This is a genomic window from Microbacterium altimontanum, assembly GCF_058349865.2.
The window spans coordinates 24,413-48,320 of record NZ_JBYRJB020000004.1; the positions used below are offsets into that span (position 1 = coordinate 24,413).

23 protein-coding genes are annotated in these 23,908 nt (G+C 70.6%); 12 read left to right on the forward strand and 11 right to left on the reverse strand.

Features of this window, described 5'->3' with window-relative positions; translation table 11 throughout:
- Positions 1-4: 4 nt before the first annotated feature.
- The 6 genes from AC3RX1_RS07375 to AC3RX1_RS07400 all read right to left on the reverse strand — a co-directional run bounded on the left by AC3RX1_RS07375 (position 5) and on the right by AC3RX1_RS07400 (position 5,546).
- Complete coding sequence (locus AC3RX1_RS07375) at positions 5-667, reverse strand: response regulator (protein ID WP_491500583.1); 663 nt, start codon at positions 665-667, stop codon at positions 5-7.
- Entirely contained in the window at positions 664-1,827 is a 1,164-nt protein-coding gene (locus tag AC3RX1_RS07380; RefSeq protein ID WP_491500584.1) for a sensor histidine kinase, read from the reverse strand. The genes AC3RX1_RS07375 and AC3RX1_RS07380 overlap by 4 nt, the downstream gene beginning before the upstream one ends.
- 82 nt (positions 1,828-1,909) lie before the next feature.
- Entirely contained in the window at positions 1,910-2,827 is a 918-nt protein-coding gene (locus AC3RX1_RS07385) for a 5'-3' exonuclease (protein ID WP_491501003.1), read from the reverse strand.
- A 243-nt stretch (positions 2,828-3,070) separates the two neighbouring features.
- Positions 3,071-3,550 carry a hypothetical protein gene (locus AC3RX1_RS07390; protein ID WP_491500585.1) on the reverse strand — a complete coding sequence of 160 codons (480 nt, stop codon included), beginning with the start codon at positions 3,548-3,550 and terminating at the stop codon, positions 3,071-3,073.
- 371 nt (positions 3,551-3,921) lie between these two features.
- Positions 3,922-4,458, reverse strand: a complete 537-nt coding sequence (locus tag AC3RX1_RS07395; RefSeq protein WP_491500586.1) for a hypothetical protein — start codon at positions 4,456-4,458, stop codon at positions 3,922-3,924.
- A 50-nt stretch (positions 4,459-4,508) separates the two neighbouring features.
- A complete protein-coding gene (locus AC3RX1_RS07400) occupies positions 4,509-5,546 on the reverse strand; it encodes an FUSC family protein (protein ID WP_491500587.1) in 1,038 nt (345 codons plus the stop codon).
- A 42-nt stretch (positions 5,547-5,588) separates the two neighbouring features.
- Here AC3RX1_RS07400 and AC3RX1_RS07405 point away from each other — a divergent pair, with 42 nt between their 5' ends.
- Positions 5,589-5,951, forward strand: coding sequence for a TraR/DksA family transcriptional regulator (locus tag AC3RX1_RS07405; protein ID WP_491500588.1), 363 nt, complete (start codon positions 5,589-5,591; stop codon positions 5,949-5,951).
- A gap of 53 nt (positions 5,952-6,004) precedes the next feature.
- On the opposite strand, the gene AC3RX1_RS07410 is transcribed toward AC3RX1_RS07405, so the two are convergent.
- Positions 6,005-6,502 carry an STM3941 family protein gene (locus AC3RX1_RS07410; RefSeq protein WP_491500589.1) on the reverse strand — a complete coding sequence of 166 codons (498 nt, stop codon included), beginning with the start codon at positions 6,500-6,502 and terminating at the stop codon, positions 6,005-6,007.
- A gap of 219 nt (positions 6,503-6,721) precedes the next feature.
- Between AC3RX1_RS07410 and rpsA the strand changes: the two genes are divergently transcribed.
- The 3 genes from rpsA to AC3RX1_RS07425 all read left to right on the forward strand — a co-directional run bounded on the left by rpsA (position 6,722) and on the right by AC3RX1_RS07425 (position 11,139).
- The gene (rpsA, locus tag AC3RX1_RS07415; protein WP_491500590.1) at positions 6,722-8,173 is read left to right on the forward strand and encodes a 30S ribosomal protein S1; all 1,452 of its coding nucleotides are present in this window, start codon (positions 6,722-6,724) and stop codon (positions 8,171-8,173) included.
- A gap of 81 nt (positions 8,174-8,254) precedes the next feature.
- Complete coding sequence (locus AC3RX1_RS07420; RefSeq protein WP_491500591.1) at positions 8,255-9,961, forward strand: sensor histidine kinase; 1,707 nt, start codon at positions 8,255-8,257, stop codon at positions 9,959-9,961.
- Positions 9,958-11,139 carry a hypothetical protein gene (locus AC3RX1_RS07425; protein WP_491500592.1) on the forward strand — a complete coding sequence of 394 codons (1,182 nt, stop codon included), beginning with the start codon at positions 9,958-9,960 and terminating at the stop codon, positions 11,137-11,139. Before AC3RX1_RS07420 ends, AC3RX1_RS07425 begins: the two co-directional genes overlap by 4 nt.
- Here AC3RX1_RS07425 and AC3RX1_RS07430 read toward each other — a convergent pair.
- The 4 genes from AC3RX1_RS07430 to AC3RX1_RS07445 form a co-directional block, all read right to left on the reverse strand.
- Positions 11,126-11,926: a response regulator transcription factor gene (locus tag AC3RX1_RS07430; RefSeq protein WP_491500593.1), complete on the reverse strand. Its 801-nt coding sequence runs from the start codon at positions 11,924-11,926 to the stop codon at positions 11,126-11,128. The genes AC3RX1_RS07425 and AC3RX1_RS07430 overlap by 14 nt on opposite strands.
- A 110-nt stretch (positions 11,927-12,036) precedes the next feature.
- Positions 12,037-12,612, reverse strand: coding sequence for a S8/S53 family peptidase (locus tag AC3RX1_RS07435; RefSeq protein WP_491500594.1), 576 nt, complete (start codon positions 12,610-12,612; stop codon positions 12,037-12,039).
- The gene (locus tag AC3RX1_RS07440; protein WP_491500595.1) at positions 12,609-13,184 is read right to left on the reverse strand and encodes a signal peptidase I; all 576 of its coding nucleotides are present in this window, start codon (positions 13,182-13,184) and stop codon (positions 12,609-12,611) included. Before AC3RX1_RS07440 ends, AC3RX1_RS07435 begins: the two co-directional genes overlap by 4 nt.
- 58 nt (positions 13,185-13,242) lie before the next feature.
- On the reverse strand, positions 13,243-13,800 hold the full coding sequence (locus AC3RX1_RS07445; RefSeq protein WP_491500596.1) for a hypothetical protein: 558 nt from the start codon (positions 13,798-13,800) through the stop codon (positions 13,243-13,245).
- A gap of 175 nt (positions 13,801-13,975) precedes the next feature.
- Here AC3RX1_RS07445 and coaE point away from each other — a divergent pair, with 175 nt between their 5' ends.
- From coaE to uvrA, 8 genes are all read left to right on the forward strand, one after another.
- A complete protein-coding gene (gene coaE / locus AC3RX1_RS07450; protein ID WP_491500597.1) occupies positions 13,976-14,596 on the forward strand; it encodes a dephospho-CoA kinase in 621 nt (206 codons plus the stop codon).
- 40 nt (positions 14,597-14,636) lie between these two features.
- Complete coding sequence (gene uvrB, locus AC3RX1_RS07455; protein ID WP_491500598.1) at positions 14,637-16,718, forward strand: excinuclease ABC subunit UvrB; 2,082 nt, start codon at positions 14,637-14,639, stop codon at positions 16,716-16,718.
- 30 nt (positions 16,719-16,748) lie between these two features.
- Positions 16,749-17,486 carry a DUF4129 domain-containing protein gene (locus AC3RX1_RS07460; protein ID WP_491500599.1) on the forward strand — a complete coding sequence of 246 codons (738 nt, stop codon included), beginning with the start codon at positions 16,749-16,751 and terminating at the stop codon, positions 17,484-17,486.
- A complete protein-coding gene (locus AC3RX1_RS07465) occupies positions 17,483-18,028 on the forward strand; it encodes a hypothetical protein (protein WP_491500600.1) in 546 nt (181 codons plus the stop codon). Before AC3RX1_RS07460 ends, AC3RX1_RS07465 begins: the two co-directional genes overlap by 4 nt.
- 116 nt (positions 18,029-18,144) lie before the next feature.
- A complete protein-coding gene (locus AC3RX1_RS07470; RefSeq protein WP_491501004.1) occupies positions 18,145-19,119 on the forward strand; it encodes an AAA family ATPase in 975 nt (324 codons plus the stop codon).
- Positions 19,119-20,408, forward strand: coding sequence for a DUF58 domain-containing protein (locus AC3RX1_RS07475; RefSeq protein ID WP_491500601.1), 1,290 nt, complete (start codon positions 19,119-19,121; stop codon positions 20,406-20,408). The genes AC3RX1_RS07470 and AC3RX1_RS07475 overlap by 1 nt, the downstream gene beginning before the upstream one ends.
- Complete coding sequence (locus AC3RX1_RS07480) at positions 20,405-20,938, forward strand: hypothetical protein (protein ID WP_491500602.1); 534 nt, start codon at positions 20,405-20,407, stop codon at positions 20,936-20,938. The genes AC3RX1_RS07475 and AC3RX1_RS07480 overlap by 4 nt, the downstream gene beginning before the upstream one ends.
- 68 nt (positions 20,939-21,006) lie before the next feature.
- Positions 21,007-23,907 carry an excinuclease ABC subunit UvrA gene (uvrA, locus tag AC3RX1_RS07485; protein WP_491500603.1) on the forward strand — a complete coding sequence of 967 codons (2,901 nt, stop codon included), beginning with the start codon at positions 21,007-21,009 and terminating at the stop codon, positions 23,905-23,907.
- Position 23,908: the final 1 nt, after the last annotated feature.

A 23,908-nucleotide genomic window follows, 5' to 3' on the forward strand; every position in this document is an offset into this window, starting at 1 on the left:
AGGACTACTGCCATCCCGGCGTGATGAGCCCCGACTCGTAGGCGATGACCACGAGCTGCGCACGGTCGCGGGCGTGCAGCTTCTGCATGATCCGGGAGACGTGGGTCTTCGCCGTCAGTGGCGACAGGAACAGCCGCTGGGCGATTTCGTCGTTCGTCAAGCCCTGCGCCGCGAGCCGGAGGACCTCGGTCTCCCGCTCGGTCAGCCCGGAGAGCGTGGGCGCGTCGGAGCAATCGCGCAGACCGCTCGCTGCGCGCTCGAGCAGGCGCCGCGTGACGCCGGGGGAGAGCAGGGCATCCCCGGCGGCCACGACGCGCACGGCGCGGAGCAGGTCGACGGGTTCGGTGTCCTTCACGAGGAATCCGCTCGCGCCGGCGCGGATCGCGCGTGCGACGTACTCGTCGAGCTCGAACGTCGTGACGATGACCACCCGGAGACCGGCGAGCGAGGGGTCGGCGGCGATCTGCTCAGTGGTCCACAGTCCGTCGCCGTCGGGCATGCGGATGTCGAGCAGTGCGACGTCGGCGGGTGTCTCCCGCACGCGCAGCAGCAGCTCCTGGCCGCCCGACGCCTCGACGACGACCTCGATGTCGGGCTCCGAGTCGAGCAGGGCGCGGAAGCCGGCCCGCACCAGCTGATGGTCGTCGGCGATCGCGACACGGATCATGCCGGTCCCTCCCAGGGCAGTCGGGCGGTGACGCGCGTGCCGCCGTGCGGGCCGGATGAGACCTCGACCGTGCCGCCGAGGATCGCCGCTCGTTCGCGCATCCCGCGCATCCCCGCGCCGGCCGCACGATCCGCGAGGCCGATGCCGTCGTCCTCCACCACGGCGACGAGGTCGTCGCCCTCACGGCGGAGCCGGACGACAGCGCTCGTCGCACCGGAGTGCCGCACGACATTGGTGAGCGCCTCCTGCACGATGCGGTATGCGGCCGACTGCGCGCTGCTGGGCGCAGCCACGCCCCCGAGTCGGTCGTCGAGCGTCACGCTGAGTCCGTGCCCGTTGTGCTGAGCGATGAGCGCGGGGATCGCGTCGAGCTGAGGCTGCGGCGTCAGCGGTGCGCCCGCGTGGCTCGCGTCATCCCCGCGCAGGAGTGCGAGCACGCCGCGGACCTCGTTGAGTCCGGTCGCCGAGAGGCCCCGGATGGCGGCGAGCGCTTCCCGCGCTCGCTCCGGTTCCCGGTCGAACAGGTGCAGCCCGACGCCTGACTGCACGGAGATCTGGCTGAGGGAGTGCGCGAGCACATCGTGCAGCTCCCGGGCGATGCGGGCGCGCTCCTCCTGCTCGCTGGCGCGCCGCCGCTCGACGAGCTGGGCCCGGCGTCGCGTCGCGCGGTCGATGCGGGTGCGGATGCCGGCGCCCACGGCGAAGCACACGGCGAGCAGCAGCGTGACCAGCGCGATGCGGAAGGGGTGCCAGAGGTGACCGTGGATGCCGCTCACGGCGATGGCGACGAGCCAGGCGGCCCCGACCGAAGCGAGCGCCCAGGCGGGGGCGCCGCGCACGACGGCGCCGACGATCGCGAACGCGAGCGCGACGAAGGGCGGTCCGGCGTCCGGCGGCACGAAGAGGTCGGCCGTGGCGAGGGCTGAGACGAGCGCAACGGCGGGACCGGGGAGTGCTCGTGCCGCGAGGAGCGCGAGTGCGGATGCGGCGGCAAGGACGACGCCGAGGAGCATCCACCGCGGTTCGACCCGCGCCCAGACCGCGACCACGACGGTCGCCGGGACCTGGATGAGGAACGAGACCACGACGGGCACATAGAGCGTGACCCCGGGTGGCGGCCGGAACCGGGCGCCGGTCTCGTCCCAGGGCTGCTCCGGCATGCCGAAAGGCTACTCGTGCATCGGCGTCCGCCGCATCGGCCGCGGGCAGGCAGTGCGTGTACTCCCGCGGGAGTACACGGCGCTACTCGACGGTCGCCGCTGCGAGGGCGTCGAGCAGCCGCGTCATCGCCGTGCCGAGGCCGTGGCGCGTGGCGAGTTCTTCGCAGCGCTCGCGGGTCGCGGCATCCGCTGCCGGCAGCGTCGTCGATGCGAGGGCGACCGGCACGTCGTCGGCGACCCCCACCACGGCGGGCGCCGCATCGAGGTAGGCGCCGGCCTCGAGGATCTTCGACGCGACACGCGGCGTCATCCCGGTGCCTTCGGTCGCTGCCTGCCGCAGCGCCGTGAGCGTTCCGTGGGCCTGCAGGAGCGTCGCCGCCGACTTCTCGCCGATCCCGGAGACGCCGGGAAGCCCGTCGGAAGGATCGCCGCGCAGCGTGGCGAAGTCGGCGTACTGGGCTGCGTGGATCGCGTAGCGGGCGAGGATGGTCTCGTCGGTGACGACCTCGAGGTTGCTCATCCCGCGCGCGGTGTAGATCACCCGGACCGCTCGGGCGTCGTCCACGAGCTGGAAGAGATCGCGGTCGCCGGTGACCACGTCGACGGGGGTTGTCGCGGCGGCAGCCAACGTTCCGATGACATCGTCTGCCTCGTAGCCGGGTGCACCGACGATCGGGATGCCGAGGGCGTCGAGCGTCTCCCGGATGAGCGGGACCTGCGCGACGAGCGCGTCGGGGACCTCTTCCACGTCGGGACCGCCCGGCACCGACTTCGTCACACGGTGCGCCTTGTACGTCGGGATGAGATCGACCCGCCAGGCCGGCCGCCAGTCGTCGTCCCAGCACGCGACGAGATCGGTCGGACGATACGTCGTGACGAGCTTGGCGATGATGTCGAGGAACCCGCGCACGGCGTTGACCGGCATGCCGTCGGGCGACTTCACCGAGTCTGGAACGCCGTAGAACGCCCGGAAGTAGAGGGAGGCGGAGTCGAGCAGCATCAGCTTCTCGGAGTTCGTCGGCTCGATCACGGGCCAAGTCTGGCATGGGCCGGCGACGTGGGTGGGTCAGCGGCCGGTATTGCGCCGTTGGGCGTCACGAGTTCAGGCGATGGTGTGGATTCAGGCGGGTTGTGGCGGGATCTGCCTGATTCCGTGGCTGTGCCTGATCTGGTGACATCGGGGCGGTGCGGGGCGTGGGAGCGCGGGTGGGGGTGGGGGTGGCGTGTGGAGGTGGGGTGTGGGTCAGCAGCCGGGTGCGGTGGGGTCTTCGGTGCAGGTGTGTGCGACGAGGGCGGTGTGTGCTTCGAGGATGCGGATGCGTTGGGTGCTGCTGGTGGCGGTGATGTATCCGGGCACTGTTTGCCAGGTGGTGTTGTCGAAGGTGACGGTGGGGGTGTAGGAGACGGTGACGGTGGCGGGGTAGGTGCCGCGGTGGGTGTAGGTGTGGCTGGTGGTGGTCGGGGTGAATTGGGCGTTGCCGGTGGAGGCCCAGGTGGTGCCGCCGGTGTGGTGGGTGTGGGTGGTGCCGTCGCCGGGGGTGAAGGTGTAGTGGTGTGGGGTGAATCGGACGGTGACGGGCAGGTCGAACAGGTGTCCGTGGAGGGTTTGGGTGGTGGTGTGGGCGATGAGGTTCTGGGGGAGTCCGGCAATGCCGATGTGGTCGGGTTCGCTGATCAGGGTCGGCGGGGTGGGGCGGAAGGAGACCAGGTCGGTGAGAGTCACCGCCGGGATGGTCTTCGTCTTCGCCTTCGGGGTCGGGCTCGGCGACGGGGACGGGCCGTTGAGGCGGCACGGGGTCGCAGGGTCTTCGCAGTCCACCGCAGTCAGCGGGTCGGTGGATGGAGCGTGGACGGCGTCGTCGTTGGAACGTGGAGAGGCCTCACGTGTGTGGTGGGAAGAGTGCTGCGTCCCGTTGGATGGCCCAGTGGTCTTCTGGCCGGCCACATCAAGAGTTCTGCCGTCGCCCGACTTTTTCGCGCTATGGATCAGCCCGTCTGTGAACCCGCCCTGTGGAGGATCCGCCTCGTTTCCTCCGGCGGCTGACAGTGGGGCGGTAAGAAATGTGCCGGCAAGAAGGCAGACGAGCACGGTCTTCAGCACTTCGGCTTCCCTTCGCGACCAACCACCCCGGCGACAAGGAAGCCTGTCTTGGATGCGCGCGCTTGCGTCAGAGTTACCGTCGTGCTGTGAACGCTCTCGCGGTCCGGATCGACGAGAGACTTCCCAGATGCGTCGATAACTTTGACTGCTGACACGTCCACGCAGGTGGCGATGGTGACGGTTGTGAAATCCGCCGAGGCGCTCACTGGTTGGGAGAGTGTGACAACCGAATCGCCCTCCATCCGGGCCCCATCGGCATACAGGCCCGTCAGGTTCCTCTTGTCAGCGGCCCGCGCGTCACCGGTCGTCCACTTATATGCTTCCTCGAACGTGGCTGGGTCTCCGAGGTCGACGTGATTCACTGCGTCGACATACGCGCGGTACGTGTCTTCCGCGGCCTTGAACGCCTGCTCTTCACTCGTGAAGCGTGGTGTCGGAGTCGGCGTCGCCGCGGGCTGCGGGGCGCAGCCGGTCACCAGCGCGAGCGCGCAGAGGGCGGCGACGGCCAGTCCTGCGAGACGACGAGACACACGCCCACCGTAGCGATTCCGCGGCCGACGCCACGGAAGTTATCCACAGCTCAGGCGTCCTCGGCGAGCGTGTCGTGGATGCGGTGCAGATCGACGAGCAGCGACCCGACGAGCACCCAGTGCCCGGACGCTGGTGCGGCGATCGAGAGCGGACGCGTCAGCGCCGGCTCATCCTCCTGCTCCGGCACGATGTCTGCCTCACCCTCGAGACGATGCACGAGCAGCCGTACGTCATGCGCCGCGCGGTGCAGCTGCTCCGCGATCGCCGCGACGGTGGGCTCCTTCTGCAGGGCGTCGTCGTAGCGGTCGCAGAACGTCCGCGTCATCCCGATCACCTGCGTGACGATCGGCGAGAACTTCTCCACCAGACTCCGCAACTCCTCGAGCTCGGTGCGGTGACGTCCGGCGCGAGGGTTGAGCGTCAGCGACTCGGTCGCGTCGGTGATCGACGCATCCGCCGCCTCGAGCATCGGTCGCAGCAGCCGCGCCGTCACGATCAGCTCGGTGAGATCTGCCGCCGACTGCGGACGCAGCAGTGCTCCCGCGAGCCGGTCGATCGTGCGCGCCAGCTCACCGCCCAGCCGATCCACGCTGCTGTGCGCGGGAGCGACAGCCACCGGCGGAACGATCGCGATGTTCACGACGAACCCGATCACCGCGCCGATCATCGTCTCCACGATGCGGTCGAGGGCGTATCCCTGCGTCCCGGTTCCCAGCGCGAGCACCAGCATCGCGCTGATCGACACCTGATTCGCCGTCCCCGCCGTCATCCGCAGTGCCCACGCCAGCAGCAGCGCGATCACGATGGCGAGGAGGATGATCCACGTGCCGTTGCCGAGCACGAGACCGAGAACCGCCGCCACGGCGACGCCGACGATCACCCCGACGGTGCGCTCGACGGCCTTCGCGAACGACTGGTTGAGGCTCGGCTGCACCACGAGCAGCGCCGCGATCGCCGCGAACACCGGCAGCGGACCGGGCACGAGCCACCCCGCGAGCAGCCACGCCACCACCGTCGCCACCGCGGACTTCAGCACCTGCAGCAGCGGCGAGCGCCTGCTGGCGCGGAACGGTGCGGTCATGCGCATGTCTCCACGCTAGGGCCCTGCCCCGCTCTATGCTCAACCACTATGGATGACGCTCACCGCGCGGAGTTCGGCGCGCTGCTGCGCGAGCGCCGCGCGGCGATCGACGAGACCCTCGCCTCGCTCACCGGCGACCTCCAGGACCTCATCGCCGCGCGCGCCGACGCGAGCGCCGACGACGAGCACGACCCCGAAGGCGTCACGCTTTCGGCCGAATGGTCGCGCGTCGAGGGACTGCGCGCCGAGCAGCAGCAGGAACGGGATGCGGTCGACGCGGCGCTGCAGCGGTGGGATGCCGGCAGCTACGGCGTCTGCGTCTCCTGTGAGCGCCCGATCCCCGTCGGCCGCCTCCGCGTGCGCCCCATGGCGGCGCTGTGCGTCGCGTGCGCCGAGCGCGCCGGGCGCTGACCCCGTTCGGGCGCTGACGCCGCCGTTCGCGCGCCTGTCGTCGCGCCTCTCGCTCAGCGAGCGGGTCGCCGGCGCTGCAGATCGCGCGCCGCCTCGCCGGGCGTGCGATCGAGCAGGCGCGACTCCCAGACGATGTCCCAGCCGGAGTTCGCGGTGCGGGATGCGCGGAGGCTCTCGGCCGAGAATCCCGCTCCGCGCGGTGCGGACGCGAGGAAGTCGTCATAGCGGCGCAACCGGATCCCGAGGGCGTTCGTCGTCGAGCCGATCCGGTCGACGTCCTTCCACCGGATGCGCCCGCCGCCGCCCAGCCGGATCCCGTCGTCGTCGGCCGTGAGCGCCACCGTGCGCCGCCACTGCGTGATGAATGCGGAGCCGCCGCCGATGCCGAAGAACGCGATCGCGCCCGTGCCGACGACGACGTTCAGTGTCTTCGTCGGGGCGACGAGCAGGATGACCACGCCCATCGCCGCGAAGGCCGCACACAGGACGACGAGGACGATGAGCTTGCGACGCGGGGTGATGATCTTCACCGGGGGAGCGGACTCGGGCATGCCTCCACGCTAGACGGCGCCCGGGAACATCGCGGGCGCCGGCGGCGTTCTGATACTCTGGAGTGTCATTCGCGTGGCGAGCATCTCGCGCGCCTGTGGCACCGCAACACAATCCGCTCCGCTCCGGCGTTTCGCCGTGACCTCCTGCGCCCGCAGGGGCTTTCCGTGGGACAGCGTGCCGGAGCCCGACATATCAACCCAACAAGGACAACCCACTACATGACTACCGCAACGACCGCCCCGGCCGCCAAGCAGGTCGCGATCAACGACATCGGATCTGCCGAGGACTTCCTGGCCGCGGTCGAGAAGACGCTGAAGTTCTTCAACGACGGAGACCTCATCGAAGGCACCGTCGTCAAGATCGACCGCGACGAGGTCCTCCTCGACGTCGGCTACAAGACCGAGGGCGTCATCCCCTCGCGCGAGCTGAGCATCAAGCACGACGTCGACCCGAACGAGGTCGTCGGCGTCGGCGACCAGGTCGAGGCCCTGGTCCTCCAGAAGGAGGACAAGGAAGGCCGCCTCATCCTCTCCAAGAAGCGCGCCCAGTACGAGCGCGCCTGGGGCGACGTCGAGAAGATCAAGGAGAACGACGGTGTCGTGACCGGTCAGGTCATCGAGGTCGTCAAGGGCGGTCTGATCGTCGACATCGGGCTGCGCGGCTTCCTTCCCGCATCGCTCATCGAGCTGCGCCGCGTGCGCGACCTGACCCCGTACCTGGGCCAGGAGCTGGAGGCGAAGATCCTCGAGCTCGACAAGAACCGCAACAACGTCGTGCTCTCGCGCCGCGCCCTGCTGGAGCAGACCCAGTCGGAGTCGCGCACCAACTTCCTCAACAACCTGCACAAGGGCCAGGTCCGCAAGGGCACCGTCTCGTCGATCGTCAACTTCGGTGCGTTCGTCGACCTGGGCGGCGTGGACGGCCTCGTGCACGTCTCCGAGCTGTCCTGGAAGCACATCGAGCACGCGTCCGAGGTCGTCGAGGTGGGCCAGGAGGTCACCGTCGAGATCCTCGAGGTCGACCTCGACCGCGAGCGCGTCTCGCTGTCGCTGAAGGCGACGCAGGAGGACCCGTGGCAGGTCTTCGCCCGCACGCACGCGATCGGCCAGATCGCACCGGGCAAGGTCACCAAGCTCGTCCCGTTCGGCGCGTTCGTGCGCGTCGCGGACGGCATCGAGGGCCTCGTGCACATCTCCGAGCTGTCGGGCAAGCACGTCGAGCTCGCCGAACAGGTCGTGTCGGTGGGCGAAGAGGTCTTCGTCAAGGTCATCGACATCGACCTCGAGCGTCGGCGCATCTCGCTGTCGCTCAAGCAGGCGAACGACGCCGTCGACCCGTTCGGCACCGAGTTCGACCCGGCCCTCTACGGCATGGCCACCGAGTACGACGAGAACGGGGAGTACAAGTACCCCGAGGGATTCGACCCGGAGACCAACCAGTGGAAGGAAGGCTTCGACGAGCAGCGCGAGAAGTGGGAGCAGGAGTACGCCGCTGCCCAGGCGCGCTGGGAGGCCCACAAGGCGCAGGTCGCCAAGGCACAGGAGGCCGAGACCACCGGTTTCGGTGCTGCCGAGGCATCCTCGTCCTTCTCCAGCGAGACGAACGGTGGCGGCACTCTCGCCGACGACGAGGCGCTCGCCGCTCTGCGCGAGAAGCTGTCGGGCCGCTGAGCTGAGACACACCTCATGAGAAGAGGCCGGAACCGGCGGGTTCCGGCCTCTTCTGCGATTCCGTCACGGTAGCGTCGCCCTATGGCTTCGGGCGTCGCAGACCTCTCCAGCGCTCACGACCGCACCTTCCAGCGCGCCGCGGTGCTCAACCAGCTCCTGCTCGGCCTGACGGTGCTGATCATCGCGATGATCGTGGTGTTCACGCCCGGAGCCTCCCGGCTCCCGCTCTTCTTCGCCGGGATCGTCATGATCTTCGTCGCCACCGGCGCCACCGTCGTCATGCCGTGGAAGGGCATCAACGCGTGGTGGCTCACGATCATCCCGCTCACCGACATCCTCGCGATCACGGTGATGCGCCTCGGCGATCCGTCATCCGGCATCGGCCTGCTCTGGATCTTCCCCGCGATCTGGCTCTCCTCCACCTACGGCCTTCTCGGGGCGGTCGGCGGCTCCGCGGTGATCGTGACCGCGTACGCGTTCACGATCGCGCAGCAGCACGCGCTGCCCGCCGGCTACGCGACGCTCCTCGTCCCGCTGGTGATCGTGACGGTGAGCGGCACGAGCTACGGAACGGCCCGTCGGGCGACCGCGCAGCGGATGCTGCTCAACAAGCAGGCGCGGGTGCTGTCGCAGGCGCTGGAGCACGCGCGCCGCCAGGAGCAGGAGGTCGCGGAGCTCATCGATGCCGTCGACTTCGGGCTCATCCGCATCGCACAGGATGGCGCGGTGTCGGTGGTGAACGAGGCACCCGCGCAGCTGCAGCGGACGCTCATGCACCGGCCCGACGGCGATGGCGGGCCCGCCCTCTACGCGCTGGACGGCACCACGCGGCTGTCCGACGAGCAGATGCCGCTGGAACGGGCGCTGCGCGGAGAGGCCTTCGACTCGCAGGTGCTGTGGTTCGGCGAACCGGGGCCGGAGAGCATCGCCCTCGCGATCTCGGTCAGGCGGCTGCGCGACGCGCATGGTGCGGATGCCGGCGCCGTCCTCGTCTCACAGGATGTGACGAGCGAGCTCCGCGCGCTCCGCGCCCGCGATCAGCTCGTCGCGTCGGTGTCGCACGAGCTGCGCACCCCGCTCACCTCGATCCTGGGGTACCTCGACCTCGCGATCGACGATCCGGACGTCCCGGCCGGCGCACGCCGCGGGCTCGAGATCGCCGAGCGCAACGCCGAGCGGCTGCTCGGCATCATCGCCGACATCCTCGCCGCCTCCAGCGACTCGGGGAGGTCGGTCGACCTGACGATCACACCGGAGGAGACGGATCTCGCCGACACCGTCCGGGCCTCCGCCGAGTCGCTGGCTCCGCGCGCCGCGGAGACGGCCGTGACGCTCGACACCTCCGGCGTCGAGCCGGCTCCGGCGTACGTCGACCCGCACCGGCTGCGGCAGATCCTCGACAACCTCATCGTGAACGCCATCAAGTACAACCACCCCGGAGGCGTCGTCACGCTCGGCTGCACAACGGACGGCGACTCGTCATGGGTCATCGTGCGCGACACCGGGATCGGCATGACCGAGGAAGAGGTGTCGGGCCTGTTCACTCACTACTTCCGCGCGCCGAACGTGCGCGGCGGCGGTCGCAGCGGAACCGGCCTCGGTCTCGCGATCAGCCGACAACTGGCCCGCGCCCACGGAGGGGACATCACCGTGCGGAGCACGCCCGAGGTCGGGTCCACGTTCATGGTGCGACTGCCGGCGACCCGAGCGTCATCGGCCCCGGCGCCGCGGGTGGCGGTCTACCGGCCGGGCGACGAAGCCCCATCCCTCGAGGAGGACAAGCGATGATCGCACTCGACCCGGTCACCCTCTCGATGGTCACCGCCCTCGTGGTGATCGTGGCCGGCGTGTATTTCATCATCGAGACGTTCGCGCGCCGCGATGAGGGATCGGGCCGCGTCTGGTCCCTCGCGTTCCTCGGCGCGATGCTCACGACCCTGTCGTACATGGTGTGGGCGGCGAACCCGGCCCTCACCTGGTCGGTCGTCATCGGGAACGCGACGTTCGTCGGCGGCACCGGCTGCATGTGGCTGGGATGCCGGCGCTTCAACGGCCGACGGATGCTGATCCCCGCGCTCGTCGTCGCCCTCGGCGTCCTCGGCGCGGCCGGAAGCGTCCTGCTCGGCTGGGAGGGCGGCGACTGGTCGGGCGCGCTCTGGATGTTCGTATGCCTCACGGTGTTCGCCGCGCTCGGCTGCGCGGAAGCGCTCCGCGGCGAGATGGGACGCTATCGCACCGCGCGCGCTCTCGCCGTGGTGCTCGGGCTTCAGGCGGTCTTCTATGTCGGCCGCACGGTCGCCGCGGTGGCCGCCGGATTCGACAGCCCGGTCTTCCAGACCGCGTTCGGCACCGCGGCGACCAGCGTGCTGACGGTCATCCTGACGATCATCGCCCTTGTCGTGACATCCGTGCTGCGCGCCGATCGCGCCGCCGAGCGGGGGCCGCTCCTGACAGCGTCGATGTCGCTGCTCGGCAGCGAGGGCATCCTGCCGAACGAATCGTTCGTCCGCCTCCTCAGCCAGACCCTCCCGCGCGCGCTGCGGCGCCTGGAGGAGATCGCCGTCCTCTCGGTGCGCATCAGCGACCTGCCGCAGATCTCGTCGGCGTTCGGTGCCGAAACCGCCCGCTCCGTGGCCGACGCCGCGCGCGAGAGCGTCGTCCGCAACGTACCGTCCTCGGCGCTCGTCGGCGAAGACGATGCGACCGGGCTGCTGGTCGCCGTGCGGGTCCTCTCCGAACCCGACGCGCGGCGACAGGCGTCGCTCGTGTACAGCGGACTCGTCGACGATCTGGGTGCAGTGTCAGGTGGCGTCATCCCCGTCGTCGGTGTGGGTGCGGGGCTCGCGGGCATCGACCCCGCCGACGCGGCGGCGCTCATCGAGACCGCACGGGAGGCGAGCCGACGCGCCGTCGAGAGCGTCGGAACGTCGGTGCTCGTCGCCGACGGCGACGTCAGCGCGCGGTGAGGCGGTAGCCGACGCCGCGGACGGTCTCGATCCAGCGCGGATGAGACGGTGATTCGCCGAGCTTGCGCCGCAGGTTCGCCATGTGCACCTCGATCACGCGGGAGTCGCTGTCGCTGAGGTACTCCGAGCCGGTGTAGCGCTGGCCGCGGAGCATCAGGGCGAGTTCGCCCTTGCCGACGACCCGGCGCTGGGCGGACATCAGCTCGGCGAGAATGTCGAACTCGCTGCGGGTCAGGCTCAGCGGGGTTCCGTCGACGGAGGCCAGCCGCATCTCGGCGTTCAGCCGCAGCCCGTGGTGCTCGAGCCACGCGGTTCCGCCGTCCGGCGAGCCGTGATCCGTCGAGGGCTCGCCGGGCGTCGGCGCGGTTGCCGGGGCCGCGGCAGGCTGTGCGCCGGGCAGCGGCATCCGGGAGCGTCGCAGCATCGCCTCGATCCGCGCCCGCAGCTCGCGGGGACGGAACGGCTTGGTGACGTAGTCGTCGGCGCCGGCGTCGAGGCCCTGGAGGGCGTCGATTTCCTCACTGCGCGCGGTGAGCATCACGATGTACGTGGGACTGATCGCACGGATGCGGCGGGCGGTCTCGAAGCCGTCGATGCCGGGCATGTTGACGTCGAGCGTCGTCACGATCGGGTCGACCTCGCGCACGAGCTGCACCCCGTCCGCGCCGGAACCGGCGGTGTGGACATGGAAGCCGGCCTGACCGAGAACGTCGGCGAGCAGAGAGCGGATGTCGTCCTCGTCCTCGATCACGACGGCGACGCGACCCGGACCGGTCTCGTGGTCCACACGCTCTCCCTCCCGAGCGGGCACCCCCCTTCGGCCCGGCTCAGCGACTTCGGTCAGGATATCCCAGAACGCGTGGCGGAACGCCGCGCCGGGCGCGGCTTCCATCTCGTTCATCCGCAGCTCGCTGACAGACGGCCGAGCGGGGAATCGGTGAGCTGGAAGTAGATCTGCGGGCTGGTCGCCCAGTCCCATCCCGCGACTGTCCTGCCCGAGACGCCAGGAAGAGCCGCGCATGCGGAGGTAGGCGTGAACTGCCAGCTCGGGACGGTAGAGGCCTTCGACCAGATCCATGTTCCGGAGCTGCTGTCGATGCCGACGGCAGCAGCCGACAGGTCCGCCTGCACCGTGATGTACGACGTCGACGCAGGTGCGGAGACGTGGAATGTGACGTAATAGTTCCGCCGGTGATCGCCCGTCACGCCCCAGCCGTCATACGTCAGCTTCGTGATCGCGCACGTGCCCACGGCCGCGCCGGTCGCCGTCCGTGCGGTGCACGTGCCGAGCGTCGACCAGGTGCCGGCCTGCACCGTGGCGGCCGCCACGGCCCGATCCGTCCAGGCGGCGCTCGTGCCGCTGACGGCGAAGGTGCCCAGGAGCACACCGAGGAGCGCGGCGATGGCGGCGATGGCGACGGTGGAACGGTGCGACCTGCGTCGGCGGACGGCGATGGGAGTCGCGTTGCTCACAGGGCGGTCGCCCCCTGGAGGCGGAGCTGGCGGCGCGTGGTCGCCGGGGTGATCTCGATCAGGTCGCGGTCTGTGCCGCGCTTCGGCCGGCTGGCCGGGGTGATCCAGGTGAGGGCGATGAGAGCGAGCACGCCCATGAGCAGCGCGATCATGACGCCGGGCGACATGAGCCGGGAGATGACGAAGCCGGCTCCGGGCACCTGCACGCGGGGGGTCCACACCTGGGCGCCGACGTGGTAGTCGAGCGCGTCGGAGAACTGGTTGTTGTCGCCCTTCAGGGTGATCGTGTAGCCGTCGCCCTCGGCGGTGATCTTCTCGACCCGGTGGGTGACGAGGTTGTGGGTGAGCGAGCTCGGCAGGCTCACGACATCCCCGACCGCGACGGTGCTCGTGTCGACCGGCACGTCCACCACGAGATCGCCCGTCATGATGCCCGGCTCCATGGAGCCCGAGATCACGACCAGCGGCTTGATGAGCCCCGCGGCGCCGGCACCCCAGATCACGCCGCAGGCGAGGCCGACAGCGGCCAGCGTCCAGAGGGCGGCGAGTGCGATGCGGTGCAGGACGACCATGGTGTCTCTTCTTCCCGTGCTTTCAGTGCTCAGTGGGGGGATGTCGCGGATCCGCGGGTCACGCGGTCGCGGTGCCGCTGATCGTGACGATGACGGTGCCCGACTTGCCCTGGTTGGTGGCGTTCCAGTCGGAGGGGGCGGTGACGGTGAGGGTGATCGTGGTCGAGGCGGTCGAGCCGCCGGCGGCGGTCAGCGTGCTCGTGGTCGGCGCGACGGCGAGGGTCGGGTTGGTGATGAAGGTGCTGCCCGACCAGGCGGCGGTCGCGGTGAGTGCGGCGTTCGTCGTGCCGGTGTTCTTCACATACAGCGTGACCGTGCGCGTCTGACCGGGGAGGAGGTTGGCGAACGCCGTGGCGGGCACGCTGAGCTGCACGCTGTCGGCGTTGTCCGACTGCACCCACGTGGTGCCGTTCAGGGAGCCCTGAAGGTCGAACGTGGCCGCCTGCGCGGGTGCGGCGAAGAAGACGTTGTCGGTCCAGGCGGCGCTCGTCGCGGCCGCGCCGATGCCGCCGACGGCGACGAGGGCGAGCGTGGCGGCGACGATCGGGAGGCCCTTCTTCTTGCCCTTGCGAGCGGAGCGGCGGTCGGCGCGGGTGGCGGGGGTGATCTCGGTCATGTCTGCCTCTCAGGCGAGTCGGGGCGGAGGGTCTCGGTCCGGGATTTCGGGGTGTTCCTCCGCGATAAGACGACGGTAGAACGGCGACCTCAAGCGGCCCTCAGCCGTACCTCAAGCGCCGCCAAGGCTTGCGGTCTTGACCCGATCCTGAGGATGCCGTGGCATCCTCGAAGGCATGCCACTGATCGCTCTGACCGGCGGAATCGCGTCGGGGAAGTCGACCATCGCCGCACGGCTGAAGGAGCACGGCGCCGTCGTCGTCGACGCGGACGCGATCGTGCGCGAGGTGCAGCAGCCCGGTTCGCCCGTGCTGGAGCTCATCGCCGCCGAGTTCGGGGCCGAGATGCTCGGCGCCGACGGCGCGCTCGACCGCGCCGCGCTCGGGGCGCACGTCTTCGGTCACCCCGATCGCGTCGCAGCCCTCAACGCGATCGTGCATCCCGCCGTGGTCGCCGAGTCGCAGCGCCGCTTCACCGCTGCCGCGTCGGCCGACCCATCCGCCGTCATCGTGTACGACGTGCCGCTGCTCGTGGAGGGACGCGGCACGGGGGAATGGGATCTCGTCGTGGTGGCGCACGCCCCCGCCGACGTGCGCGTGCGGCGGCTCGTCGAGCTGCGGGGGCTCAGCGAGGCCGACGCCCGGGCGCGCATCGCGTCGCAGGCGACGGACGAGGAACGGCTCGCGATCGCCGACGTCGTGATCGACACCGCCGGCACGATCGCCGACACACGGGCGCAGACCGACGCGCTGTGGCAGCGACTGGCGGGCGACGGCGGCGCCCGTGCGATGCACTGAGCCCGGCCGAAGTGTCGGTGGCTCGACGTAGCCTAAGAGGATGCAGACCACCCGCTCCGTCCGCCCGTTCGAGGTCGTCAGCGAATACGCGCCGAGCGGCGATCAGCCGCAGGCGATCAAGGAGCTCGCGGCGCGCATCAACGCCGGCGAGACGGATGTCGTGTTGCTCGGCGCCACGGGAACCGGGAAGTCGGCCACCACCGCCTGGCTCATCGAGCAGGTGCAGCGCCCCACGCTCGTGCTCGCGCACAACAAGACGCTCGCCGCGCAGCTCGCGAACGAGTTCCGCGACCTGCTGCCGCACAACGCCGTGGAGTACTTCGTCAGCTACTACGACTACTACCAGCCCGAGGCGTACGTGCCGCAGACGGACACCTTCATCGAGAAGGACTCGTCGATCAACGCCGAGGTCGAGCGGCTCCGCCACTCCACGACAAACTCGCTGCTGAGCCGGCGCGACGTCGTGGTGGTGAGCACCGTGTCGTGCATCTACGGCCTCGGCGCCCCGGAGGAGTACCTCCGCGCCATGGTGGCGCTGCAGGTGGGGGAGCGCTACGACCGCGACGCGCTGATCCGCCAGTTCATCTCGATGCAGTACAACCGCAACGACGTCGACTTCTCGCGGGGCAACTTCCGCGTGCGCGGCGACACGATCGAGATCATCCCGGTGTACGAGGAGTACGCGATCCGGATCGAGCTGTTCGGCGACGAGATCGAGGCGCTGTACATGCTGCATCCGCTGACCGGCGATGTCGTGCAGAAGCTCGACTCGGTGCCGATCTTCCCCGCGTCGCACTATGTGGCCGGTGCCGATGTCGTGCAGCGCGCGATCGGCACGATCGAGGCGGAGCTCGCCGAGCGGCTGGGCGAGCTCGAGCGCCAGGGCAAGCTCCTCGAGGCGCAGCGGCTGCGCATGCGCACGACGTTCGATCTGGAGATGCTGCAGCAGCTGGGCTTCTGCTCGGGGATCGAGAACTACTCGCGGCACCTCGACGTGCGCGAGCCGGGCGAGCCGCCGCACACGCTGCTGGACTTCTTCCCCGACGACTTCCTGCTCGTCATCGACGAGTCGCACGTGACGGTGCCGCAGATCGGCGCGATGTACGAAGGGGATGCGTCGCGCAAGCGCACGCTCGTCGAGCACGGGTTCCGTCTTCCCTCCGCCCTCGACAACCGTCCGCTGCGGTGGGACGAGTTCAAGGAGCGCATCGGACAGACCGTCTACCTCTCGGCGACCCCGGGGCGCTACGAGATGGGCATCGCCGACGGCGTGGTCGAGCAGATCATCCGGCCGACCGGGCTCGTCGACCCGGAGATCGTGGTGAAGCCGTCGAAGGGGCAGATCGACGACCTGCTCGAGGAGATCCGGGTGCGCGTCGAGCGCGACGAGCGCGTGCTCGTCACGACCCTCACGAAGAAGATGGCGGAGGAGCTCACCGACTTCCTCGGCGAGCACGGGGTGCGCGTGCGCTATCTGCACTCCGACGTCGACACGCTGCGGCGCGTCGAGCTCCTCACGGAGCTGCGCGCCGGCGTCTACGACGTGCTGGTCGGCATCAACCTGCTGCGCGAGGGCCTCGACCTCCCCGAGGTGTCGCTCGTCGCGATCCTCGACGCCGACAAGGAGGGATTCCTGCGCTCCGGCACGTCGCTCATCCAGACGATCGGGCGCGCGGCGCGCAACGTGTCGGGCCAGGTGCACATGTACGCCGACAACATGACCGACTCGATGCGCAGCGCGATCGAGGAGACCGAGCGGCGGCGTGAGAAGCAGATCGCCTACAACACCGAGCACGGCATCGACCCGCAGCCGCTGCGCAAACGCATCGCCGACATCACCGACGTGCTCGCGCGCGAAGGCGCCGACACCGCCGCCATGATGTCGAAGCGCGACGCACCCCGCACGAAGAGCGGAAAGGGCAAGAGCCCGACCCCGCAGCTGCGGCGCGAGGGCCTCGCGGCCGAGGGAGCGCAGCAGCTCGAGGACACCATCTCCGACCTGTCGCAGCAGATGCTCGCCGCGGCCGCCGAGCTCAAGTTCGAGCTGGCGGCGCGGCTGCGCGACGAGGTGCAGGACCTCAAGAAGGAGCTCCGTGCGATGGAGAAGGCCGGTCACGCCTGACGCCGTGAGGCATCCGATAGCGTGAAAGCCGTGAGGAACCGGAACGGCAACGGGGCGCTGGTGGGCGCCGTCGCGGCCGTGGGCCTCGTCGTGGTGCTCGGCGTCGTGATGGCAGGCCGACTCCCCGTCGGCGAGCCGCGGTGGAACCCCCGACCGGTCACGACGATGAAGTCGTGGGAGGAGCGGACGCCGCAGAGCTCCCCGCTGCCGCGGCAGGCGGCCGGTGTGGCGAGCGACGCGCTGCGGATCATCCTGCTCGTGGTGTTCATCGTCGCGGTCGCGCTCGCCGTCGCTGCCATCGTCGTCTACCTCGTGCGAAGGTTCCGTGACCGACGCCGGCATGTGCGGCGCGACGTGCTGGCCGCCGGCTCCGACGTGACTGCCGCCGGGGGAGTGACGGACGTCTCGGCCCCCGCCGTGCGGCGCGGCATCGCCCGTGCGCTGGAGATCCTCGACGAGCATCGGGAACCCAGCGACGCCGTCGTGCAGGCGTGGCTCGGCCTGGAGGACGCGGCTCTCCTCGCCGGGGCCGAACGCGCGGCGTCGGAGACGGCGGCGGAATACGCCGCGCGCATCATCCGCCGCTTCGACACGGATCGCGCCGCGGCGGAAGCGCTCCTGCGGCTCTACCAGGACGTGCGGTTCGGCGGACGTCCTGCCGACGCGGCCGCGGTGCACACCGCCCGAGAATGTCTGCAACGGCTGCAGCGGTCGTGGCGAGACGTGCCCGCCGACGAGCACACGGCAGCGGAACCGGGGCCGGTGTGAACCGCCCGCAGCCCGGGCCTGTCGGCCCGATCGTCGGCGGTGCCGTCATGGGCGCGATCGCCGGGGCCATCGTGTGGGTGCTCGGCGTCGCCCTGCCGGTGTCGGTCGCTCTGTGCCTGTTCGGCGCGGCAGCCGGAATCGGCTGGGCCGGTTTCGCCACCGCCGACCGGCCGCTCTTCGCTCGGCAGACCCGTGACACACGGCCGGGAGTCCGCTCCGACGTGACGCAGACGGCGTGGGCCCTCCGCGCCCGCCAGGGCGAGATCAGCGACGGCGGACGCAAGCGCCTGCGCGCCTTCGCGACGTCGCGACTGCGCCGCCACGGCCTCGACATCGACGATCCGGCCCATGCCGCAGCCGTCCGCGAGCTGCTCGGCGAACCGGCGGCGGCGCTCCTCATCGCGGGGAGTGCGCGCACGCCGGCCGAGGTCGAGCACTGCCTCGACCGACTCGAGGCACTCGATCCCGACGACCCGCACCTGCTCGGCGCCGCATCCCGGCGACCGACCGGCGCACCGCAGAGAGGAACACTCCGCCCGTGACGACTCCCGACCGCCCCGTGACGACTCCCGACCGCCCCGTGCCGACTCCCGACCGCCCCGTGCCGACGACAACCGAGAACGGCGCCGCGACCGCTCCCGAGACCGGCCACGAGGAGGTGTATCAGCCCGACCGCGTGGGCGACGCGGCGCGGCGGATCCTCGCCGAGATCGGCACCGTCGTGATCGGGCAGGAGGAGCCGCTGCGTCTTGCCCTCGCCGCGATCCTCGCCGGCGGTCACGTGCTGTTCGAAGACGTGCCCGGTCTCGGCAAGACGCTGGCGGCGCGCTCGATCGCGCAGGCCTCCGGCCTCGACTTCCGGCGCCTGCAGTGCACCCCCGATCTGCTGCCGTCCGACATCACGGGCTCCTATGTGTACGCCCCGGGCACGGGCCGGTTCGAGTTCCGGCCGGGCCCGGTGTTCACCGGCCTGCTGCTCGCCGACGAGCTGAACCGCACGGCGCCGAAGACGCAGTCGGCGCTTCTCGAGGCCATGGCCGAGGGGCAGGTCACGGTGGAGGGGACGAGCTACCCGCTCCCGCGGCCGTTCCACATGATCGCCACCGCGAATCCCATCGAGTACGAGGGCACGTACGCGCTCCCCGAGGCGCAGCTCGACCGGTTCCTGGTGCGGCTGAGCGTCGGCTACCCCGATCGCGCGGGCGAGGAGCGCATCCTCGCGAACCGCATCGCTCGTCGCACCGAGACCGCGCGGGTCGCCCAGGTGGTCGACCCGGCTCAGCTGCGCGCGATGCAGGCGGGGGTGGAGCGCGTGCACGTCGATCCCGATGTGGTGCGGTACTGCGTCGAGCTCGCCGCGGCGACCCGCAGCGACGGCTCCGTCGAGGTGGGCGCGTCCCCCCGCGGTTCTCAGGGGCTCATGCTCGTCGGACGCGCGCTGGCCGTGATCGACGGGCGCGACTACGTCACCCCCGACGATGTGAAGCAGTGCGCCGTCGCGGTGCTGGCACATCGACTGACGCTCACGCCCGCCGCCTGGGCCGCCGGCACCGACCCCGCCGCCGTCGTCGCGGGCCTCATCGCACGGGTGCCCGCACCGCCGACCGTCGCACGCACCGCCGTCGGGGCGTGATGCGGCCTCTCACTCCGGCGCTCGCGGCGGCCCTCGGCGTCGGGATCGTCCTGCTCGGCGCCGCCCTGACGTTCGGGCGTGCCGACCTCGCCGTCGCCGGCGCGGTGCTGCTCACGGCGATCGCCGCGGCGCTCGGCGCACGGCACCCCTCGCCCGATGAGCAGCCCGCGGAGCCGGTGGTCCTCGAGCTCGAGCGACTCGCGGCGCATCCCGGCGACGAGGGGATGACGGTGCTGCCCGTCGCGCTGCGCGCCGACGCCGTCGGAGCCGAGCTCGTCGTCATCACGGCGACCGAGGCGCAGCACCGCACGCGGCGGATCGCCGCCGCCGGGCCGCACGCGAGAGCACGGCTGACGGTCAGCACTCCGCACACCGGGGACCAGGAGATCGTGGTGGCGGATGCGTCGCCCGTCGGCGCCGACGGGCTCTGGGTCGGCGCGACCGGGGCGCACCGCCGCCTGACGGCACGTCTCGAGCCGCAGGCGGTGCGGCTGCCGTTCCTGCCCCTCCCGCGCGATCCGTCGGGGCTCACCGGTGCCCACGACGCGCGCCGCGCCGGCGACGGCGGCGAGTTCCGCGACATCCATCCCTTCGCTGCCGGCGACAGACTGCAGCGCATCGACTGGAAGGCCACCGCCCGTCTCGCCCGACGCCCTGGTGATCTCTTCGTGCGGCGCACGTTCGCCACGGCTGACATCGACGTCGCGCTGATCATCGACGACGGCGACGACGTTACCGGCCGCCTGGGCGACTGGGCGCGCGGCGAGCGGGGGATCGGGCTGCCCGGGTCGATGGATGTCGCGCGCCAGGCGGCATGGTCGCTCGCGTCCGCGTACCTCGACGCCGGAGACCAGGTCTCGTTCCAGCTGCTGTCACGGCTGGGCAGCGCCGTGCCCCGCGGCTCGGGAGCACGGCATCGGCAGCGGCTCAGAGCCGCGATCACGGCATCCGTCCCGCAGACCCGCTATACCCGCCACCGCACCCCTCTCGTGGCGCCCGGTGCGCTCGTCGTGCTGCTGTCGACGTTCCTGGACGACGAGACCGTGTCGCTCGTGGGCCTGTGGCGTGCCGCCGGGCACCGCGTCGTGGCCGTCGACACGCTCCCCCAGCTGCGCGACGAGCGCCTGCGCCGGGAGCAGATCGCGGCATCCCGCATCGTGCTGGGGATGCGGGCCGATCGCCTCCGGGAGGTGCGGGGGATGGGCGCGGACCTCCTCGTCTGGGACGGCGACGCCGGCGCCCGCGCCGCCGCCCTGCGCACGATGGCGCGGCAGCGGAGGCGCGGATGAGCGTGGAGAGCGGCACGGGTGCCGGCGTGCGCGTGCGGACGCCTCGCACAGTGCCCCTCTGGGCGCTGCGCGGCCTGCCGGTACTCGTCGCCGGCGTGGCGTTCGCGATCGCGCCTCCGGTGTATGCCGCGATCGCCGTGGCGCTCGCGCTCCTCGGCGCGCTGCTGCCCGCCTCGTGCGGGACCTGGTTCGCCGCGGGTGTCATCGCGCTCGCGCAGCTGGCGCATCCTGCGATCGCCGCCGACCCGCGGCCGTACCTCATGGTCGCCGTCGTGCACCTGCTGCACGTGCTCGGAGGACTCGCGATCGCGCTTCCCGCAGCCGGCACTCTGCAGCTGAGCGCGCTCATCCTCCCCGCGCGCCGGTGGCTTGTGATCCAGGTCGTCGCGCAGCCGGTGCTCGCCGCGGCGCTTCTGGTCCAGCAGGTCGATCTGCGGTCGCTGCTGCCGGCCGGGCTCGTCGTCGTGGTGACGGCGGCCGCCGTCGTGGGGGTCGTCGTGCTGCTGCGGGTGCTGGCCGCCCGACGCTGAGGGCGAACAGCACCCCGGTGGGACCTCCCTCCCAGCCGAGTGTCGGAGGCCCCAAATACAATTGATCGGTGCCCATCATCCCAGTCGCCTCCTCCGCTCACACCTCGGGAAAGCTCAGCGTGCGCGGCGCCCGCGTGCACAATCTGCAGAACGTCGACCTCGACATCCCGCGCGACTCGCTGGTCGTGTTCACCGGCCTCTCCGGCTCGGGCAAGTCCAGCCTCGCGTTCGACACGATCTTCGCCGAGGGGCAGCGGCGGTACGTCGAGTCGCTGAGCGCGTACGCCCGGCAGTTCCTCGGCCAGGTCGACCGGCCCGACGTCGACTTCATCGAGGGGCTCAGCCCCGCGGTGTCGATCGACCAGAAGTCGACGAACCGCAACCCGCGCTCGACGGTCGGCACGATCACCGAGATCCACGACTACATGCGACTGCTGTGGGCGCGCATCGGCGTGCCGCACTGTCCCGTCTGCGGCGAGGTCATCCAGCGGCAGACCGTGCAGCAGATCGCCGACCAGCTCATGGAGCTGCCGGAGCGCACCCGCTACCAGATCGTCGCCCCCGTCATCACCCAGAAGAAGGGGGAGTTCGTCGACCTCTTCAAGGAGCTCTCGGCGAAGGGCTACGCGCGTGCCGTGGTCGACGGCGACCTCGTGCAGCTCGCCGAGCCGCCGACACTCAAGAAGAGCTACAAGCACGACATCGCGGTGGTCGTCGACCGCCTCGTCGCCGGACCCGAGATCCTCAGCCGCGTCACCGACTCCGTCGAGACCGCCCTGGGCCTCGCCGACGGGATCATGCAGGTCAACTTCGTCGACGAGGAGGGGGATGCCGCGTGGCAGAGCTTCTCCGAGAAGCTCGCCTGCCCGAACGGCCACCCCCTGCAGCTGACCGAGATCGAGCCGCGCACGTTCTCGTTCAACGCCCCGTTCGGCGCGTGCCCCACGTGCTCGGGCCTCGGCACCCGGATGTCGGTCGACGTCGAGCTCATGCTCGCCGATGAGGACCTCTCCATCCGCGAGGGCGTCATCATCCCATGGACCACCCAGGGCAAGGGCCTCTTCCAGTACTACGAGCGGCTGCTCGAGGGGCTCGCCGACGACCTCGGCTTCTCGCTCGACACCCCCTGGCGCATGCTGCCGCAGGATGTGCGCGACGCGGTGCTGCACGGCGACAACTACAAGGTCACCGTCAAGTGGAAGAACCGCTACGGCCGGGAGATGAGGTACACGTCGGGCTTCGAAGGCGTGGTGCCGTACATCGAGCGGCAGTACATGCAGGCCGAGTCCGACACGCAGCGGCAGCGCTGGGCGGAGTTCCTCCGCGAGGTGCCGTGCGCCGTGTGCGACGGCGACCGGCTCAAGCCCGAGGTGCTCGCGGTCAAGGTGCACGGCCACTCGATCGCCGAGGCCTCGCGGATGAGCCTCGCCGACGCGCAGGAGTACTTCGCGAACCTCGTGCTCACCGAGCGGGAGGCGAAGATCGCCGCACAGGTGCTGCGGGAGATCAGGCTCCGCCTCGACTTCCTCATCCAGGTCGGCCTGAACTACCTGAACCTCGGCCGCTCGGCCGGATCGCTGTCGGGCGGTGAGGCCCAGCGCATCCGCCTCGCGACGCAGATCGGCTCGGGGCTCACGGGAGTGCTGTACGTGCTCGACGAGCCCTCGATCGGCCTGCATCAGCGCGACAACCGCCGTCTCATCGAGACGCTCCTCACCCTCCGCGACCTCGGCAACACGCTCATCGTCGTCGAGCACGACGAGGAGACGATCCACGCGGCCGACTGGGTGGTCGACATCGGCCCGCGCGCGGGCGTCGAGGGCGGCACCGTCGTGCACTCCGGGCCCCTGGAGTCGCTGCTGAAGGAGCGCACGTCGCTCACCGGCGACTACCTCTCCGGGCGTCGCGAGATCCCGATTCCCGCCAAGCGCCGCAAGATCGACAAGAAGCGCCAGCTGAGCGTCGTGGGCGCGCGCGAGAACAACCTGAAGAACGTCACCGCCGACTTCCCGCTCGGCGTGCTCACCGCCGTCACCGGGGTGAGCGGTTCGGGGAAGTCGTCGCTGGTCAACGACATCCTGTACCAGGTGCTCGCTTCCCGTCTCAACGGGGCCCGCACGGTGCCGGGCAAGCACACGCGCGTCAGCGGTCTCGACGACCTCGACAAGGTCGTGCACGTCGACCAGGCGCCGATCGGCCGCACGCCGCGGTCGAACCCCGCGACGTACACGGGTGTGTTCGACCGGATCCGGACCCTCTTCAGCGAGACCCCCGAGGCGAAGGCCCGCGGCTACCGCCCCGGCCGGTTCAGCTTCAACGTCAAGGGTGGGCGCTGCGAGGCGTGCTCGGGCGACGGCACGATCAAGATCGAGATGAACTTCCTGCCCGACGTGTACGTCGACTGCGAGGTGTGCCACGGCAAGCGGTACAACCGCGACACGCTCGCGGTGCACTACAAGGGCAAGAACATCGCCGAGGTGCTCGAGATGCCGATCAGCGAGGCGGCGGAGTTCTTCGAGCCGATCCAGGCGATCCACCGCTACCTGCGCACGCTCGTCGACGTCGGACTCGGCTACGTTCGGCTCGGCCAGTCGGCCACGACGCTCTCCGGCGGCGAGGCGCAGCGTGTGAAGCTCGCGACCGAGCTGCAGCGCCGTTCCAACGGGCGCTCGGTGTACGTGCTCGACGAGCCGACGACCGGCCTGCACTTCGAAGACGTGCGGCGGCTCCTCGAGGTGCTGAACGGACTCGTCGACAAGGGCAACACCGTCATCGTCATCGAGCACAACCTCGACGTCATCAAGTCGGCCGACTGGATCGTCGATCTCGGTCCCGAGGGAGGATTCGGCGGCGGCACGATCGTCGCGACGGGCACCCCCGAGCAGGTCGCCCTCGTCGACGAATCGCACACTGGGGCGTTCCTCGCCGAGATCCTGGAGCCCGCCGCGTCGCAGCGCAAGGCCGGCTGAG